General features: G+C 38.6%; 18 protein-coding genes. All 18 read left to right on the top strand.

The genetic code is table 11. The features are described from left to right. Positions 1 to 166 precede the first annotated feature (166 nt). The 18 genes from C7Y47_RS07915 to C7Y47_RS07830 all read left to right on the top strand — a co-directional run bounded on the left by C7Y47_RS07915 (position 167) and on the right by C7Y47_RS07830 (position 16,333). Positions 167 to 1,597, top strand: coding sequence for a sensor histidine kinase (locus tag C7Y47_RS07915; RefSeq protein WP_255505079.1), 1,431 nt, complete (start codon positions 167 to 169; stop codon positions 1,595 to 1,597). Beyond that, positions 1,590 to 2,168 carry an ANTAR domain-containing response regulator gene (locus C7Y47_RS07910; RefSeq protein WP_142508283.1) on the top strand — a complete coding sequence of 193 codons (579 nt, stop codon included), beginning with the start codon at positions 1,590 to 1,592 and terminating at the stop codon, positions 2,166 to 2,168. The genes C7Y47_RS07915 and C7Y47_RS07910 overlap by 8 nt, the downstream gene beginning before the upstream one ends. A 94-nt stretch (positions 2,169 to 2,262) precedes the next feature. Further along, positions 2,263 to 3,525 (top strand): ethanolamine utilization protein EutH, encoded by a 1,263-nt coding sequence (gene eutH / locus C7Y47_RS07905; protein ID WP_142508282.1) that lies wholly within the window; start codon positions 2,263 to 2,265, stop codon positions 3,523 to 3,525. Further along, positions 3,522 to 3,863 (top strand): ethanolamine utilization microcompartment protein EutS, encoded by a 342-nt coding sequence (eutS, locus tag C7Y47_RS07900; RefSeq protein WP_142508281.1) that lies wholly within the window; start codon positions 3,522 to 3,524, stop codon positions 3,861 to 3,863. Before eutH ends, eutS begins: the two co-directional genes overlap by 4 nt. 10 nt (positions 3,864 to 3,873) lie before the next feature. Next, positions 3,874 to 4,392, top strand: a complete 519-nt coding sequence (locus C7Y47_RS07895) for a EutP/PduV family microcompartment system protein (RefSeq protein WP_142508280.1) — start codon at positions 3,874 to 3,876, stop codon at positions 4,390 to 4,392. 1 nt (position 4,393) lies between these two features. Beyond that, on the top strand, positions 4,394 to 5,818 hold the full coding sequence (locus C7Y47_RS07890) for an ethanolamine ammonia-lyase reactivating factor EutA (RefSeq protein WP_142508279.1): 1,425 nt from the start codon (positions 4,394 to 4,396) through the stop codon (positions 5,816 to 5,818). Between the two features lie 5 nt (positions 5,819 to 5,823). Further along, positions 5,824 to 7,194 (top strand): ethanolamine ammonia-lyase subunit EutB, encoded by a 1,371-nt coding sequence (locus C7Y47_RS07885; RefSeq protein ID WP_142508278.1) that lies wholly within the window; start codon positions 5,824 to 5,826, stop codon positions 7,192 to 7,194. 9 nt (positions 7,195 to 7,203) lie between these two features. After that, complete coding sequence (gene eutC, locus C7Y47_RS07880) at positions 7,204 to 8,235, top strand: ethanolamine ammonia-lyase subunit EutC (protein WP_142508277.1); 1,032 nt, start codon at positions 7,204 to 7,206, stop codon at positions 8,233 to 8,235. A 10-nt stretch (positions 8,236 to 8,245) separates the two neighbouring features. After that, positions 8,246 to 8,896, top strand: a complete 651-nt coding sequence (eutL, locus tag C7Y47_RS07875) for an ethanolamine utilization microcompartment protein EutL (protein ID WP_142508276.1) — start codon at positions 8,246 to 8,248, stop codon at positions 8,894 to 8,896. A 15-nt stretch (positions 8,897 to 8,911) separates the two neighbouring features. Continuing rightward, positions 8,912 to 10,402 carry an aldehyde dehydrogenase family protein gene (locus C7Y47_RS07870; RefSeq protein WP_142508275.1) on the top strand — a complete coding sequence of 497 codons (1,491 nt, stop codon included), beginning with the start codon at positions 8,912 to 8,914 and terminating at the stop codon, positions 10,400 to 10,402. A gap of 16 nt (positions 10,403 to 10,418) precedes the next feature. Further along, positions 10,419 to 10,697: a BMC domain-containing protein gene (locus C7Y47_RS07865; RefSeq protein ID WP_053482447.1), complete on the top strand. Its 279-nt coding sequence runs from the start codon at positions 10,419 to 10,421 to the stop codon at positions 10,695 to 10,697. Positions 10,698 to 11,035: 338 nt separating this feature from the next. Next, entirely contained in the window at positions 11,036 to 11,626 is a 591-nt protein-coding gene (pduL, locus tag C7Y47_RS07860) for a phosphate propanoyltransferase (protein ID WP_142508274.1), read from the top strand. Between the two features lie 12 nt (positions 11,627 to 11,638). Beyond that, positions 11,639 to 12,505 (top strand): phosphate propanoyltransferase, encoded by an 867-nt coding sequence (locus tag C7Y47_RS07855; RefSeq protein ID WP_142508273.1) that lies wholly within the window; start codon positions 11,639 to 11,641, stop codon positions 12,503 to 12,505. A 33-nt stretch (positions 12,506 to 12,538) separates the two neighbouring features. Then, complete coding sequence (locus C7Y47_RS07850; RefSeq protein WP_132359031.1) at positions 12,539 to 12,823, top strand: EutN/CcmL family microcompartment protein; 285 nt, start codon at positions 12,539 to 12,541, stop codon at positions 12,821 to 12,823. Further along, positions 12,816 to 13,178, top strand: coding sequence for a BMC domain-containing protein (locus tag C7Y47_RS07845; RefSeq protein ID WP_142508272.1), 363 nt, complete (start codon positions 12,816 to 12,818; stop codon positions 13,176 to 13,178). The genes C7Y47_RS07850 and C7Y47_RS07845 overlap by 8 nt, the downstream gene beginning before the upstream one ends. Next, complete coding sequence (mdh, locus tag C7Y47_RS07840; protein WP_142508271.1) at positions 13,175 to 14,119, top strand: malate dehydrogenase; 945 nt, start codon at positions 13,175 to 13,177, stop codon at positions 14,117 to 14,119. The genes C7Y47_RS07845 and mdh overlap by 4 nt, the downstream gene beginning before the upstream one ends. A 363-nt stretch (positions 14,120 to 14,482) precedes the next feature. Continuing rightward, positions 14,483 to 15,307: a MerR family transcriptional regulator gene (locus C7Y47_RS07835; protein ID WP_142508270.1), complete on the top strand. Its 825-nt coding sequence runs from the start codon at positions 14,483 to 14,485 to the stop codon at positions 15,305 to 15,307. Between the two features lie 21 nt (positions 15,308 to 15,328). After that, on the top strand, positions 15,329 to 16,333 hold the full coding sequence (locus C7Y47_RS07830) for a serine hydrolase domain-containing protein (protein ID WP_142508269.1): 1,005 nt from the start codon (positions 15,329 to 15,331) through the stop codon (positions 16,331 to 16,333). The last annotated feature ends 476 nt before the right edge of the window (positions 16,334 to 16,809 follow it).

The raw sequence follows: 16,809 nt of genomic DNA, 5'->3' as shown, positions 1-16,809 counted from the left end.
GTGTTGAATATTTCTCTTTTACGCTATATAGTTCTTTGTAATGCAACGAAAATTATTAAAATAAATTATTTTTTATATTGAAAATAATTTTGCAAAAGGTTTATAATGATGACAAGAATTTTAAGAATAATCAAAATCAACATTTGGTTATTCCGTGATAGGGGGTTTGAGCCTGTCGAACATTCAATCGGTGTGCCAAAAATATACGAGCTTATCTGCAACAGATGTAGAAAAGTTAATAGAAATAGAAGCTTCATTATCGTATTATGCTGAGTTGACAGATTGTTATATGTTCATAGATTGTATGCTGGAAAACTTACCACATGCAATTGTTGTGGCAGAGGCTTTCCCAAAAACAAAAAATGGCTTATACGAAAAATCCGTAATTGGCAAATTTGTATTTGAAAGCTTCGAACCTGCAGTATTTGCTGCGTTTAAAAATAAAGAAAAATCATCAATTACTCGAGCAATCACACAGGAAGGTATAACGGTTGAACAAAACGTTGTCCCTCTCTTTAATGACCAACAACAGGTTATTGCAGTGTTAATCCAGGAAAAAAAGGTGGAAGTGCAAACAACACCTATAGATGATTTTAGACATATGCCTTTTGCATTAATTGAGCATATTGTAGAGCCAAATTCTCAACCGATTCCAGTGGTTTCTGATTTGCTTGTAGAATCCATTATTCTCACAAATCATGAAAACAAAGTGATCTATAGCAATCCTGCGGGTCACCGATTTATATCGGAACTATCAGGGCTAGAACGTTTTGACAACGTTGCATTGAATAAGATTTTACCTTTTTTACAGGAGGTCTATGATAAAGGCGATGATGTCTTTTTCTTAGAAATTACGATTGATCGTAAATCCTTTATTGTAAAGAAAATTCCTATTCGTGATCAAAACGATAAAGTGACACTCCTCATTATTCACGATCTTACAGAGCTAAAGCTGAAAGAAAATGAACTAATGATGAAAACATTTGCTATACGAGAAATTCACCACCGCGTGAAAAATAATTTACAGACCGTTACAAGTCTATTGCGCTTGCAAATGAGAAATGACTTGTCAGCTTGTAGTGCAAGTGCATTTCAAGAGGCATTAAACCGAATATATAGTATTTCATCTGTTTATGAGCTTATTTTAGAAAATGAGGATAACGCTGAAGAGAAAGTAGACGTTATCGCGTTGTCTAAAAAAATTGGACATAAAATGGTTGGGACATCCAACACACCATCTATTCAGTTAATCTTTCATGACGATAATGTACAGTTATTTTGTCATTCTAAAAAAGCTGTTTCGCTCGCGCTAATCATTTGTGAGCTACTGCAAAATGCACTGAAATATGCTTTTATTGGTCGTGAGGAGGGTACAATCGATATTCAATTTCAACAGGATGCTTTCTCTATTTCACTTTATATTTCCGACAACGGCGTTGGAATGCAAGAGGTGAAAGCATCATTCGGAATGGAGATTATTACAAGGCTTGTTGAATATGATTTAGCTGGCACATTTTCAATTATCCCTAGCGAACAAGGTACACATACTCATATTCAGTTCCCTGTAAGTGAGGAGGTATTTATCCTAAATGACTAGGAAAGTTATGATTGTCGAAGATGAGTCGCTTATTGCAATTGATTTGAAGTTTATGCTAGAGGATAACGGCTACGAAGTGGTAGCACAAGCGAATAATGGAGAATCAGCAATTGAGTTGGCTTTTACACATAAGCCACAGTTAATCTTAATGGACATTAAAATGCCAAAGCTAGATGGTTTAAAGGCAAGCAAAATTATTGAACAGCAACTCGGTATACCGGTGCTATTTATATCAGCTTATAGTGAAAAAGAATTGTTACTGTACATGAAGCAGGACAATATTTTAGGCTATGTTATGAAACCTTTTTCCGAAAGAAATGTTCTTCCTTCATTAGAAGTGGCGTTTCATCAGATTGATAAGTTTAATCGTCTAAATGGGGAATTGCTGCATACACAAACAGAAATAGAAAAGCGAAAGATAATCGAACGAGCAAAAGGTTTGCTAATGCAGTCAGAAAACCTTAGTGAGGACGAGGCTTATAAAAAAATTCGCAGTGAGAGTATGCAAACTCAACAGGAAATGGTACTTATTGCAAGGCGCATTATCAATTCATTACAAGTAAATAGTTAAAGCAAAGACGCTTTAAAGAGATTTCCTCTTTAATGCGTCTTTTTTTTTATAAATAACAAAATTTTTTAGCAAAACTAAAGGGGTGATGATAAGGATGGCAATGATAGGAACGGTTATCGTTTATATTATTATGATTTGTGCAGTTTTAGGAGCAATCGGAGCAATTCGAGATGCTGAATATGGAATCGGGAAAGAGTTTATGAATGGTGTTCATACGGTTGGACATATTTTTGTACCTGCTGCAGGGATCATGGCTGCTATACCTTACTTAACGTGGTTTATAAGTCATTTTATTAGTCCGATTTTTGAATTGATTGGTGCTGATCCAGCTATTGCAGCAACGACAATTTTAGCCTCGGACATGGGGGGATACCAATTAGCGAATGCGTTAAAAGAGTCGTATGAAGGATGGGTTATGGCTCTAGTTGTCGGATTTATGTCAGGCGCAACAATCGTGTTCTCTATTCCGATGGGACTTGCCATGTTAGATAAGCGAGATCATAAATATATGGCTTTAGGTATTATGGCGGGGGTTTTAACAATTCCGATTGGAGCATTTATTTCTTCCATCATGATTGTGACATTTAATACAGATGTTCGTGAAGTGATTAGTACAACAGCGGAACCAACATATGTTTTTGCCATTTCAGTTTTACAAATATTAATCAATTTATTGCCTTTATTTATTTTCGTTGTGTTAATCGCGTTAGGTCTCAAGCTAATTCCAAATGGTATGATCAAAGGCTTCATGATTTTTGGACGCGTGATGGATGCTGCTATCAAGCTAGTACTAGTGTTCTCGATTGTCGAAATTTTCACAGGTATTTTTACAAAGATTTTCGGCGCATGGGGCTTTGATCCAATCATGGCAGATAAAGTCGATCAATTTCGGGCATTAGAAACTGCTGGGTATATCGGTATTATGCTAGCGGGAGCATTCCCAATGGTGTACTTAATTAGAAAATATGCATCGAAACCTCTAGAAGCAGTAGGTGGAAAATTAGGCTTATCATCAGTAGGAAGTGCAGGTATTTTAGCGACAATTGCTAATATTTTAGCCATGTTTACACTCGTTCGACATATGCCACCTAAAGATAAGGTTATTAACATTGCCTTTGGAGTTTGTTCAGCATTCCTTCTAGGAGACCATTTATCGTTTACGGCTAACTTCCAACCGACAATTATTTTACCTGTTATTACAGGTAAGTTTTTAGCGGGTGTGATCGCTATTATTTTAGCCTATAAGTTATCTGTTCCAACAGCTTTAAGGCTAGAACAAGAGGATCGCAAGGCAGGCATTATTAAAGAAGGTGAATATTTAACAAATGAAAATCTTGAAAGAGGTGATGACGTATGAGTGAAGAAAAGAAACGGTTTATTCAGGAATTTGTTCCAGGTAAGCAACTAACATTGAGTCATCTAATAGCAAATCCTGATCCTGAGATGTTTCAAAAGCTGGGCATTCAAGAAGCAGGTGCACTGGGCATCATGACATGTACACCGAGTGAGACGGTGATTATCGCAGGAGATTTAGCGACAAAGTCAGCCAATGTAAAACTAGGATTTCTAGATCGATTTACTGGCAGTCTCGTTATTGTTGGAAGTGTATCCGAGGTTGAAATGGCGATGTTAGAGATTAATCGTTTTTTATCAGAGATGCTAGGCTATACGCCATCAAAAATAACGAAGTCATAGGATGTGCCGTATGAAAAATCGAGTAATGATTATAGGTGGTGTGCAAGCAGGTAAGTCGACACTGATGAATGCGTTATTGGGAAAAGATAGACAAGCCAATAAAACACAGGCGCTCGTTTATGATGACTGGATAGTTGATACACCCGGAGAATATATAGAAAATCCGATGTATTACAGAAACATTATGGCAACATCGCTTGAAGTGACACATGTAATTTATTTGCAGGATGCCACCTCATCAAAGAGTGTCTTTCCTCCGCAATTTAGCTTAGGAATTCCTAAATTACAAATTGGTGTTATGACAAAAATTGATGCACCACATGCAGATGTAGAAAGAGCAAAAGCGTTATTACAAAATGTCATGACGCATGGTCCGATTGTGAAAACCTCTTCGTGGCAAAAGCTTGGTATTGAGTTTATTGCGCCACTTATTCAGCTCAATTCTGACGAAGAAATTCGTCAGTTTGTAAAGGATCGTGATAGTCCTTATCTCATGTATTGTCCCTTAAGTGGCGAGAGGGGAGAGTAAGTTGAAGACAGAAAAAATTTATAGTGCAGGCATTGATATTGGTACAAGTACAACAAAGATGGTTGTCAGTAGTTTTCTATTGAAAAACGTTGCAGGTTTAACGCATGTGCCCCGAATAGAAATTATTGAAAAAACAGTTCTCCATCAAAGTCCTATTATTAAAACACCGTTTATCAATAAAGAAATTATCGATATGGAAAAAATCGAGCAATTTATTTTTCAGCAATATCAATTGGCCCAAATTGCACCAGCAGATATTTCAACAGGTGCCATTATCATTACGGGCGAGTCTGCAACAAAGGAAAATGCTAGCGAAGTTGTTCATGCGATTGCAGATTCAGCCGGACACTTTTTAGTCGCTACTGCCGGACCTGATTTGGAAGGTATCATTGCAGCAAAAGGCGCAGGTACATTACAGCAATCAAAAAATACTGCCAAAATCATTGCTAACATCGATATTGGTGGTGGTACAGCAAATATTGCGGTAATGCAGTTTGGAGAAGTAATTGGTACGTGTACATTGCATGTCGGTGGAAGACTTATAGAATTTCAGAATAGCGTTGTCCAATCGATTTCGCCACCCATTATGAAACTAATGGAGAGATGGTCAAAGCCATTAAAGGTTGGTGATTCAGCAGAGGATGTACGTGTTACACAATTAATCCAAGAAATGGCGGATATAGTAGCGATGACGCTAAGCGGACAATTAACAGACGAACAGCATCCTTTATTGCTAGGACATTTGCCAACTTGGGATAATCCGATTGATGCACTCGTTTTTTCCGGTGGGGTAGCCGCCTGTATTTATGAAAATGAATGTACAAATCGTCAGTATGATGATATCGGTGAAAGGTTGGCAAAAAAGCTTTTAGAACATGAACAGCTACAATCCTTTTTGTGGCTAAAACCAGAGGAAACAGCAAGGGCAACAGTGACGGGTGCGGGTACGCAAACAACCGAGATCAGTGGTGCAACGATTCAAGTAGATGCGGAAGTATTACCTTTAAAAAATGTACCTGTTTTCAATTGCCATATGGATACGCACAGCAAAGAATTCGACGATGCGGTGAAAATAGCCGTTGCACGAGCAGATGCACTATTTTCTATACAGGAGAATCGTTCTCCGTTTGCACTTTATTTTAGTCATTTACCATATTTAAGCTTCACGGATGTCCATACATTATGTGAGGCCATTTTGAAGCACTTAGCTATGAGAAGCTCCAAGGAAATACCAATTATCATAGTCATTCAATCAGATTATGCAAAGGTTATTGGGCAAACGATACAAGCGATCAATCGAACAGTTCCCATCATTTGCATCGATCAAATCAAAGTAGAAACAGGTGATTATATTGACATTGGACATGTACTACCATCTGGTGTTGTCCCAGTCGTTATAAAAACACTTGCTTTCCATTCAAAGTAAGGAGGATGAATGTGAATCTATCGGTGATATTTGGTGGAGAAAAATATAATTTCAAGTCATTAAAGGATGTAATGGCTAAGGCCAATGAAGAAAAATCAGGAGATCAGCTAGCGGGGATTGCGGCTGAATCTGTACAGCAACGAATTGCGGCAAAGGCCGTTTTAAGTGAGCTGTTAGTGAAGGATATAAGAGAAAATCCATTAGTTCCTTCTGAAAATGATGAAGTATCACGCATTATTGAAGGTGATATTAATGAGCAAATTTATGAAGAAATTAAAAACTGGAGTATCGAGCAACTAAGAGAATACATTTTATCCAATGAAACAGGCGATCGGGAATTAAAACGCTTAAGCAAGGGCATGAATTCAGAAATTATTGCGGCGGTTACAAAGCTGATGTCCAACCTAGATCTCGTCCATGCAGCCAATAAAGTGGAAATACTGTCAACTTGTAATATTACGATCGGACAAAAGGGCACGCTTTCCTCAAGATTGCAGCCCAATCATCCAACAGACAATATTGACGGTATTATTGCCTCATTAAAAGAAGGATTGTCCTATGGTATTGGCGATGCGGTCATAGGGATTAACCCAGTTGATGACTCAGTTGAAAGCGTGAAAAAAGTATTGCAAGCCACAAAGGAGTTTATCAATGATTGGTCGATTCCTACACAAAACTGTGTGTTAGCACATATTACAACACAGATGAAAGCCATTAAACAAGGGGCGCCAGCCGATATGATTTTCCAAAGTATTGCTGGAACGGAAATTGCCAATCGCTCGTTCGGCATTTCTGCTGACTTAATAAGAGAAGCAGAAGAGCTTGTGAAAAAGCACGGAACAGGAACTGGCCCGAACTTATTCTATTTTGAAACCGGACAAGGTTCGGAGCTATCTGCTGAGGCACATATGGGTATTGACCAAGTAACACTTGAATCGCGCAATTACGGCTTTGCTAGACATTTTAATCCGTATATTGTGAACACGGTTGTTGGCTTTATTGGACCTGAGTATTTATACAATAACAAACAGGTAATACGTGCTGGCCTTGAAGATCATTTCATGGGTAAAATGCACGGTCTCCCAATGGGCGTGGATATTTGTTACACAAACCATATTAAGGCAGACCAAAATGATATTGAAGATTTAAGTGTTTTGCTAACAGCAGCTGGTGTCAACTTTATTATCGCTGCCGCTATGGGCGACGATGTCATGCTGAACTATCAGTCAATGAGCTTCCATGATGTCGCAACATTACTTCAAACGTTTGGTAAAAAACCAGCTCCTGAATATCTAGCGTGGTTAGAAAAAATGGGCATCTATGAAAATGGTCGTCTATCTGCAAGAGCTGGCGATTTATCTATATTTGAAAGGTAGGTGAATCCATTGAATGAACAATTAGTATCGATGATTACACAGTTAGTTATGGAAAAGATGGGCAATAATGCGTCAGAAAAGTTTTCTCATGACACAGCTGTGCCAACAGAAAACCACAAGGAAACACTTATTAAGTTTCACAATACGGTAGCTAATGCTAATGGTACTGATGAAGTAGCAAGCCCGAGCACAATAGAACAATCAAATGATCCATTAATTAAGCTTTATCATACTGAATCAAGTAATCATGAACAATCATATTACAGCGCAAGTAATGATGAATCGACTTATACTGCAGTACCTATCACAGAATTTAAATTTGAAGAGGATGAAGTGTCTGAAAGTGTTCAAGCTGCTAAAAAGCATACACCAGCAAGAATTGGTGTTGGAAGAGCTGGGACAAGGCCTAAAACAAAAACTTGGCTAAAGTTCCGACTCGATCATGCAGCGGCAGTAGATGCGGTATATGGAGAAGTAACAGAAGAGCTACTACAAAAGCTTGATGTCTTTCAAGTAACAACAAGAGTGACAGATAAGGAAGAATACATTACTAGACCAGATTTAGGTCGTCGTTTATCAGAAGAATCAAAGATACTTATTCAATCTAAATGTACAAAAAATCCAAAAGTACAAATCATTATTTCTAACGGATTAAGTGCAAGTGCGATTGAAGAAAATGTGCAAGACGTATACTTAGCCTTACAGCAAAGTCTTCGCAATTTAAATATTGAAATAGGAACTACTTTCTATATTGATAAAGGGCGTGTTGCCCTTATGGATGAAATTGGGGAGCTTTTACAAGCAGAAGTGATCGTTTATTTAATCGGTGAGCGCCCTGGACTTGTATCGGCTGAGTCCATGAGTGCCTATATATGCTATCAACCTAGAATTGGCACAGTAGAAGCTGATCGTATGGTCGTTTCGAACATTCATAAAGGTGGTATCCCGCCATTAGAGGCAGGTGCTTATTTAGGAACAGTCGTTCAAAAAATATTGCATTACAAGGCAAGTGGAGTAGGTCTTGTGGCACAAGAAGGTTAGGGGGCAAACAATGAATCCTCAAAAACTTATGGCAGAAATTTTGGCAATGCAAATCATTCCAAGAGTGAATAATGAATTAGCAGAGCAATTAGATTTAAAGCCATATCACAATAGCATTGGACTCGTAACGCTAACAATAGATGATGTTGGATATGTAGCGTTGGACGAGGCTACGAAAAAAGCAGATGTTGATGTTGTTTATGCAAAAAGCTTTTATGCTGGAGCGGCACATGCATCTGGGCCATTATCTGGTGAGGTCATTGGCATCATTGCTGGTAGCTCGCCGGATGAAATACGCAGTGGTTTTGATGCGATTCAGCAGAAAATTCAGTTTGATACGTATTTTGAAGCCATTCTTCAAAATGAAAGCCATGCTCTTTTTGCACATACTGTAGCGAGCTGTGGTACGTATCTGGCTGAGCTAGCAAACGTTAAGGTTGGAACAGCCCTTGCTTATTTAATAGCACCGCCCCTTGAGGCTGTAGTCGGTTTAGATGCGGCATTAAAGGCTGCAGATGTAGAACTAAAGGTTTTCTTTGGTCCACCATCTGAAACCAATTTCGGTGGCGGTTTATTAAGTGGTAGCCAATCTTCCTGCCAAGCTGCTGCAAATGCTTTTAGAGAAGCTATTGGAAATTTAGCGAGAAACCCAGTTGTTTAGAAAGGAGGGGCTTTAGTGGCCACACTAGATAAAGATTTATTAGCAATTCAAGAAATGAGAGACGCGGTGAGAAATGCCAATATTGCCCAGACTGCTTACATGCAGTATTCACAGCAGCAAGTAGATCATATCGTCAAGGCTGTTGCAGATGCAGCATATAAAGAGGCAGAACGTTTGGCAAATATGGCCGTTCAGGAAACAGGGATGGGCATACCTAATCATAAAAAAATGAAAAATGAGGTAGCCTCTAGAGATGTTTATGAAGATATTAAAGATTTGAAAACTGTTGGTGTCGTTGGTTTCGATCGAATGAAGAAAGTGACAGAGATTGCTAGTCCGTTTGGAGTCATCGCTGGCATCGTACCAACAACAAATCCAACATCAACAGCAATCTTTAAAACACTTATCTCATTGAAAACTAGAAATGGTCTCGTACTAAGCCCACACCCATATGCGGTTGATTGTACAAAGGAAGCTTTAGAGATTTGTAGAGTAGCTGCAGAACAAGCTGGAGCACCAGCAGGATTGCTACATTGTTTAACAATGTCTTCTATGGAAGCTACGCAGCAATTAATGAAGCACCCAGATATTCACTTAATTTTAGCGACTGGTGGCGGTGCTCTAGTAAAAGCAGCCTATAGTTCGGGCAAACCTGCTTACGGTGTAGGACCAGGAAATGTTCCAGCTTACATTGAAAAATCGGCGAATATATCCAAATCCGTTCGCCAGCTTGTGCAAAGTAAGTCTTTTGATAACGGCACAATTTGTGCTACAGAACAATCAATTATCGTAGATAAAGTCATCGCACAGCAAGTTTTAACAGAGCTAAAGAAAAACAATGCTTATATTTTGAGTGATGAAGAGAAGGTGAAGATGGAGAAGCTGATTTCTCCAGTCCCTGGGAAAGTAAATCCTCAAATTGTAGGTAAGTCAGCAGCTTGCTTAGCAGATTCTATCGGTATTACTGTGCCGGAAGATACAAAAGTACTTGTTGGTATGGAAACGATGATTGGCAAGAACATTCCATTTTCACTGGAAAAATTATCACCGATATTTGCGTTATACACTGTCGAGGACAGTACAGAGGCAAAACAGGTAATGATTGATTTACTAAACATAGGTGGACGCGGGCATACATGCTCGATTCATACAGAAAATACAGCTTTAGCTGAGCAGTTTTCAGTGGAATTACCGGTGTCTAGAATTGTTGTTAATACATTATCATCCATCGGCGCAGTTGGTGGAACTACTGGATTGGCACCATCCTTTACATTAGGGTGTGGTACTTTTGGTGGCAATATTACGTCCGATAACATTACAGCGAGACATTTATTGAATATTAAACGTATGGCTTATGGCATTAAAGATGTAGAAGTGCCAAAACCAGAATTTTTAGCAAAACCAGTAGTAGAGAATATCAAGGCACAAGATCCATCTTTGGATACAGCAGTAGTTCAACAAATTGTTGATCAAGTATTAAAACAAATAACATTACAAAATAAATAATTTGGAGGAATGACAAATGAGTACAGCATTAGGAATGGTAGAAACAAAAGGATTAGTAGGAGCAATTGAAGCAGCGGATGCAATGGTGAAGGCTGCTAGTGTTAATTTAGTAGGAAAAGTACATGTTGGTGGCGGTATTGTCACTGTATTAGTTCGTGGTGATGTAGGCGCAGTAAAAGCAGCTACTGATGCAGGTGCAGCAGCGGCCCAACGTGTTGGAGAACTTCTATCAGTTCATGTAATCCCACGCCCACACCATGAATTAGAATTAATTTTACCAAAAGCAGAGGCTTAATTTTATTTCAGTCCGGACAAGGGCGACGGAAAGAAGAGCCGAAGTGACGGAAAGAGGGTCCGAAGCGACGGAAAGATGAGTCGAAGTGACGGAAAGAAAGACCGAAGCGACGGAAAGAATCCTCGAGTGACGGAAGGAAGTCAAAGCGACGGAAAGATGAGTCGAAGTGACGGAAAGAAAGACCGAAGCGACGGAAAGAATCCTCGGGTGACGGAAGAAAGTCAAAGCGATGGAAAGAACATCATAAAGGAAAGGGCAGGATGTTACACATTGCGTTGCGCTTCATCCTGCTTCATTTCCTATAACAATATAGTGAAATAGATATAGAGGTGGCTAACTTGAATACAGCGACAAAAACATTTCCTGTGGCCATTTCAGCTCGTCATATACATGTCAGTGAAGAGGATTTGCAGGTACTTTTTGGTCCAAATGCGACGCTAACGAAGGATTTTGATCTTTCGCAGCCAGGGCAGTTTGCAGCTAAAGAGCGTGTCTCTATTGAGGGACCAAAAGGTGTTCTTCACAATGTTCGTGTATTAGGTCCAGTAAGAGCGGCGACACAGGTGGAAATTAGTCGAACAGATGCAATGAAATTAGGATTAACCCCTCCTTTGAGACAATCGGGTGATATCGAAAGTTCAGCTAGCATCAAATTAATTAATCAAGAACAAGAAATAATCATCAAGCAGGGAGTCATTATTGCACAGGCACATATTCATATGACAGAAGAAGATGCGTTAGTATTGGACGTACAAAATAATGAATTAGTATCTGTCGAAGTTGATAGTGAGCGACCTGTGACATTTCGTGGGGTTGTAGTTCGTGTATCAAACGATTTTAGTCTAGAGATGCATATCGATACAGATGAAGCAAATGCTGGCTTTATTGAACAGCAAGCCCAAGGAAGAATTATCAGATCATTGACATAAGGAGGAGGTTAGATGCAGGAAAATTTAATCCAAAAAATTGTTGAAGAAGTGTTACAGCAAGTTTTAAAAAATCAGCCTTCCTCTCATCATGACGGAAAAATCCCTGTCGGTGTATCAGCGCGACATGTACATCTTGCTCAAACGGAAGTGGAGCAGCTTTTTGGTGAAAACTATCAATTAACACCTAAGTTTGAGCTTTCACAACCAGGACAGTTTGCTGCTGAGGAAACTGTTGTTATTGCTGGTCCAAAGGGATCCATTGAACGAGTACGCATTTTAGGTCCAGCTCGTTCATTATCTCAAGTAGAAATTAGTTGGACAGACGCGATGAAATTAGGGGTTAAGCCACCATTAAGGGTATCAGGAGATATTAAAGGCTCTAGCCCCGTTACACTAATTGGTCCAAAGGGCAGTGTCGTGCTTAATGAGGGACTCATTATAGCACAAGCACATATTCATATGTCACCGACTGACAGTGCTCAGTTCCAAGTAGTGGACGGACAATCGGTACAAATTAACATAGAAGGTATAAGACCGATTATTTTATCAAATGTAATGATTCGCGTTTCAGAGCGTTATCGATTGGAGATGCATATCGATACTGATGAGGCTAATGCAGGTTTAATCCAACAGGGTACATTTGCAGAAATTGTCAATGCTCAAGCTAAGGAAAAAATGAACGTCAAAGAACTTCCGCCAATCGTCAGTCAAGCTGAAAAACCGTTAAGCTATCTATTTGATAAGAAACTGCTTTCGCAAGTAGAAGTGCTTGAAATAGAAGCACCGGAAATTGTTGTTCCTAAGAAAACCATTGTGACGGCATTGGCGTATGACAAAATACGAGAGCTGAATAAGACGTTAACAATTCGCTCTGACTAACAATAGTCCATACGGGATAAAGAGGTGAAGTTCATGCAGATGGGCAGAGTTATCGGTAGTGTATGGGCAACACGTAAAGAAGAAGGGTTGAATGGCTTAAAATTATTAATTATTCAACCAATCGATTCTAATCAACAGCCGATTCGAACAGAAATTGTAGCAGCAGACCGTATCGGGGCAGGAATCGGAGATGATGTGCTCATTACAAGTGGTGGATCATCCCGATATATTATGAAAGAAAATCCATTGCCTATCGATGCGGTCGTTATAGGTATTATTGATTCCACGGAAGTGATGCGAGGTGAGGAAAATGGGTAGCGCAATAGGAATGATTGAGACGAAAGGATTAGTTGGTTCTTATGAGGCAGCAGACGCGATGATAAAGGCGGCAGATGTAACCATCGTCAAACAAGAATTTGTTGATGGTGGCATCGTTACTGTAGTAGTTAAAGGTGATGTTGGTTCAGTTCAAGCAGCTGTAGATGCTGGGAAAGAGGCAGCTAAGCGCGTTGGAGAACTATTAGGCGCTCACGTAATTCCGAGACCTGATGAAGATGTTTTTCAGATGGTTAAAGGACCGGAAGCACCAAAGAAAAAATCTGCACCAGCAGCAACACGTGTTAAAAAAACGACGGAAACAGCAGCCGCTGACAATCGAGGTGATGAAAAATGACATTTCGAAAAAGTAAAATTGCTGTAATCGGTGCTGGTCATACTGGTGCAACTTTAAGCTTATTTTTGGCACAAAAAGAACTAGGAGATGTTGTCCTGTTAGATATTCCAGAAGCGGAGAATCCGACAAAAGGAAAGGCGCTAGATTTATTACAAACAGGACCAATAGAAAAATTTAATGTTTCTATTAAAGGAACGAGCAATTATGAGGATATTGCTGGAGCAAATATTGTCATTATTACAGCTGGTATTCCTCGTAAACCAGGCATGAGCCGAGATGATTTAGTGACGACGAATGCAAAAATTATTCAACAAGTATCTAGACAAATAAAACATTATGCTCCAAACAGCATAATCCTTATATTAAGCAATCCAGTCGATGCCATGACCTATGTTTGCTATAAGGAAACAGGCTTTCCGAAAAATCGTATCATTGGTCAATCAGGTGTGTTAGATACAGCACGTTTTAATACATTTGTGGCACAAGAATTGCAAATTGCACCGGAGGATGTATCAGGATTCGTCTTAGGTGGACATGGCGACGAAATGGTCCCTTTAATTCGATATTCCTATGCTGGAGGGATCCCTTTAGAAAAATTGATTCCTCAAGACAGACTGCAACTAATCGTAGAACGTACACGTAAAGGTGGCGGGGAAATTGTTGGTTTGTTAGGCAATGGTAGTGCTTATTATGCACCAGCTGCTGCATGTGCACAGATGGTCGAAATCATCATGAAAGATCAACGTAAAATAATTCCTTCTATCGCCCTTTTAGAAGGAGAGTATGGTTACCACGAATTATTTTTAGGAGTGCCGACAATATTAGGAGGCAATGGCATTGAGTCAGTTATTGAGTTGCACCTGACGAATGAAGAAAAAGAGGCGCTCCATCAATCAGCAGAAGCCGTTAAACAAGTATTAACAATTTGTCAAAACATTTAACTTCTTTAATATGTAGCATCCCCAACTATATATTTGTTGTTATAAAATTTAGCGCTTAAAAATGTTTGATTGGAAACCGAACATTGCACTTAAAAGCTAGTATTTCCCCTTATTTATATAAAAGTAAGAAGCTCTCCTTGATCATGAAAATGATGAGGAGAGCTTCTTTGGTATATACAACCCAAATTGAGTAATTTAAGATAGGGTGAATGTTTGGACACACCTGCTGAAAAACGGCTTGGAGCCACCGGAACACACGTAATGTAGTTCATATGGGAATAATGAAAGTAATTGACTTTGCCCTAAGGGGAAGGTGTATAAATGAATTGTAGCAAGTAACAAATTAATAAATGAGGTGGTTTTGTGTTATCAATAGGAGAATTCTCAAAAATATGTGGTGTCTCGACAAAAACACTTCGATATTACGATGAAATTGGATTAATTAACCCAGATGAGATTAATGCTGAAAGCGGTTATAGGTATTATTCCATCGAACAACTAAAAAGGATGCTTTATATCAACCGTTTAAAATCCTATCATTTTTCTCTTGAAGAAATTAAAGCAATGTTGGAATTGGAAGAGGATCAATCCGAAGAAATGCTTTTTTCTGCGCTTAACCATAAAAGAAATGAGATGCAAGAAAAACTAAAGGCTTTTGAATATCTTGTAAAACAACTAAGTCATGATATTGCAAACTTAGAAAAGGGGTTGCCAATCATGTCGTACCTTGACGATATCGAAGTACAGCTAGTTGAAACAAAGCCAATAAATATTCTTTTTAAGCGTCTAATAATGAGCAGTGATGACTATTCATCAGGATACGGTAACTATTTTAGCAAGCTATATGAAAAGATTGCGACGGAGCAGCTTACTTTACTCGGTAAGCCGATGACGATTTACCACAGCCCTGAATTTAACCCTACTGGTAATGATACTGAGTTCGCTATTCCAATAGCTGAGTCTGTTAAAGGAACGAGAGATTTGCCTGGTAGTCTCTGTGCTAAATCCGTTTTAAAGGGAGCATATCCTGAATTAACATCTGTCTATGCTAATTTGATGAAGTGGATTGAAAACGAGGGTTATGAATTGATATTGCCGCCATATGAAATATATGTAACAGATCCAAATCAAGCAAACTCTTCTGAGGATTATATGACTGAGGTATATTTTCCTGTCAAGAAAAAATGACAAAACCATTTGGAGGTTCCTATGCAAACAACAATAAATTGGCACACGGTAAAGCCTGAAAGCATATATTTGAATAATGAAAAGCTTTCCAAGCTAGAGCACACGATAAAAAGTGATTATAACAATATAAATGGTATTGTTATCATTAAAAATGGTAATTTAGCATATGAAAAATATTTTAATGGGAAAAGTCCTGATGATTGTCAACATGTAGCATCTGTAACGAAAAGTGTACTATCTGCACTTATAGGCATCGCTATCGATAAAGGATATATTAAAAGCGTTGAAGAAAAGGTGTTAGATTTTTTCCCTAAATATAGTGCTGATGCTAATAAGCAGAAACAGCAAATTACAATACGACATCTTCTCACGATGACAGTACCATATCCATATGAGGATTGGCATGAACCGCTAGATATTCTATGTCAACAGCAGGATTGGATAAAATATACACTTGATATAATAGGTGAAAATGGGGATTTAGGCGCGTTTAAATACTCCACAGCTGGAGCACATTTATTGTCAGCTATTCTTACTGAAAGTACAGGCAAGAGTGCACGAGCTTTCGCTAATGAACATTTGTTTACACCGCTTGGCATGAAAGAAATTCCTAACTATCAAATGAACGCATATGGGTTTGATGATTTATTCGGAAAAAACGTTAAGGGGTGGGTCCATGATCCAAACGGTCATTCGACAGGTGGATGGGGGCTAACATTAACTACACGTGATATGGCACGATTTGGCTACCTTTATTTAAACAATGGTATTTGGGATTATAAAAGGATTCTCTCTGAGGCATGGATTCGTAAATCAACGGAGATGAACCATAACAATTACGGTTATTTATGGTGGCTACGGCAAGAAGATGGACTTTCTACCTTTTCAGCAATAGGGGATGGGGGCAATATGATTTGTTGTATACCAAACATGAATATGATTGTAGCAATTAGTTCAGAATTCATCATGAATCCACGAGATAGATGGCCATTAATAAAAGAGTATATAATCCCAGCGGTATTATAATTTTTATATTGTACATAAAAGTAGATATATGAGTTATCAAAATAACATCTACTTATACAAATCTTACAATTAAGTTGATCCTCTCCGAGTAGAAATGAAAAGGTGGCGAAAGTCTTTTACATTCCTAATGAGGAGGTTTTTTTATGAGGAACAAAGTCATTTATCAGGAAAAAAATCAATCGTAAAAAATGGACTTTTTTTATTTTCTTTAACTTCTTTCAGCAATTATTTTCTATAGCGAAAACAAAGTGACAGCTACAGAAGTCTACCATCTCTATTGGTGGTAAAGAAGAATGCGGTTTTAAGTCACTTTTGGAGCGGGTGTTCAAACATCCGCTGAAATAGAGGAACTCTGTCTAAATACGCCACGTCCTGTGGCAATGACTGAGTAACCAACTCGTCTTGGCCAAAAGCCTTCTGCCTTCCGGACGCAATTATGCCGAGCTATAATTGATATTCTACTTTTACTAAAAATT

It is taken from the genome of Lysinibacillus sphaericus, from assembly GCF_006864135.1.
Lineage (GTDB): Bacteria > Bacillota > Bacilli > Bacillales_A > Planococcaceae > Lysinibacillus.
The sequence above is the reverse complement of the archived record's forward strand: the minus strand, read 5'-3'. Positions and strand labels throughout refer to the sequence as shown.

Excerpts from the sequence above, each read along its gene's own strand:
- C7Y47_RS07910 (WP_142508283.1), top strand. The coding sequence starts at position 1,590 with ATGACTAGGAAAGTTATGATTGTCGAAGATGAGTCGCTTATTGCAATT.
- eutH (WP_142508282.1), top strand. The coding sequence starts at position 2,263 with ATGGCAATGATAGGAACGGTTATCGTTTATATTATTATGATTTGTGCA.
- eutS (WP_142508281.1), top strand. The coding sequence starts at position 3,522 with ATGAGTGAAGAAAAGAAACGGTTTATTCAGGAATTTGTTCCAGGTAAG.
- C7Y47_RS07895 (WP_142508280.1), top strand. The coding sequence starts at position 3,874 with ATGAAAAATCGAGTAATGATTATAGGTGGTGTGCAAGCAGGTAAGTCG.
- C7Y47_RS07885 (WP_142508278.1), top strand. The coding sequence starts at position 5,824 with ATGAATGTGAATCTATCGGTGATATTTGGTGGAGAAAAATATAATTTC.
- eutL (WP_142508276.1), top strand. The coding sequence starts at position 8,246 with ATGAATCCTCAAAAACTTATGGCAGAAATTTTGGCAATGCAAATCATT.
- C7Y47_RS07865 (WP_053482447.1), top strand. The coding sequence starts at position 10,419 with ATGAGTACAGCATTAGGAATGGTAGAAACAAAAGGATTAGTAGGAGCA.
- C7Y47_RS07855 (WP_142508273.1), top strand. The coding sequence starts at position 11,639 with ATGCAGGAAAATTTAATCCAAAAAATTGTTGAAGAAGTGTTACAGCAA.
- C7Y47_RS07850 (WP_132359031.1), top strand. The coding sequence starts at position 12,539 with ATGCAGATGGGCAGAGTTATCGGTAGTGTATGGGCAACACGTAAAGAA.
- C7Y47_RS07845 (WP_142508272.1), top strand. The coding sequence starts at position 12,816 with ATGGGTAGCGCAATAGGAATGATTGAGACGAAAGGATTAGTTGGTTCT.
- mdh (WP_142508271.1), top strand. The coding sequence starts at position 13,175 with ATGACATTTCGAAAAAGTAAAATTGCTGTAATCGGTGCTGGTCATACT.
- C7Y47_RS07830 (WP_142508269.1), top strand. The coding sequence starts at position 15,329 with ATGCAAACAACAATAAATTGGCACACGGTAAAGCCTGAAAGCATATAT.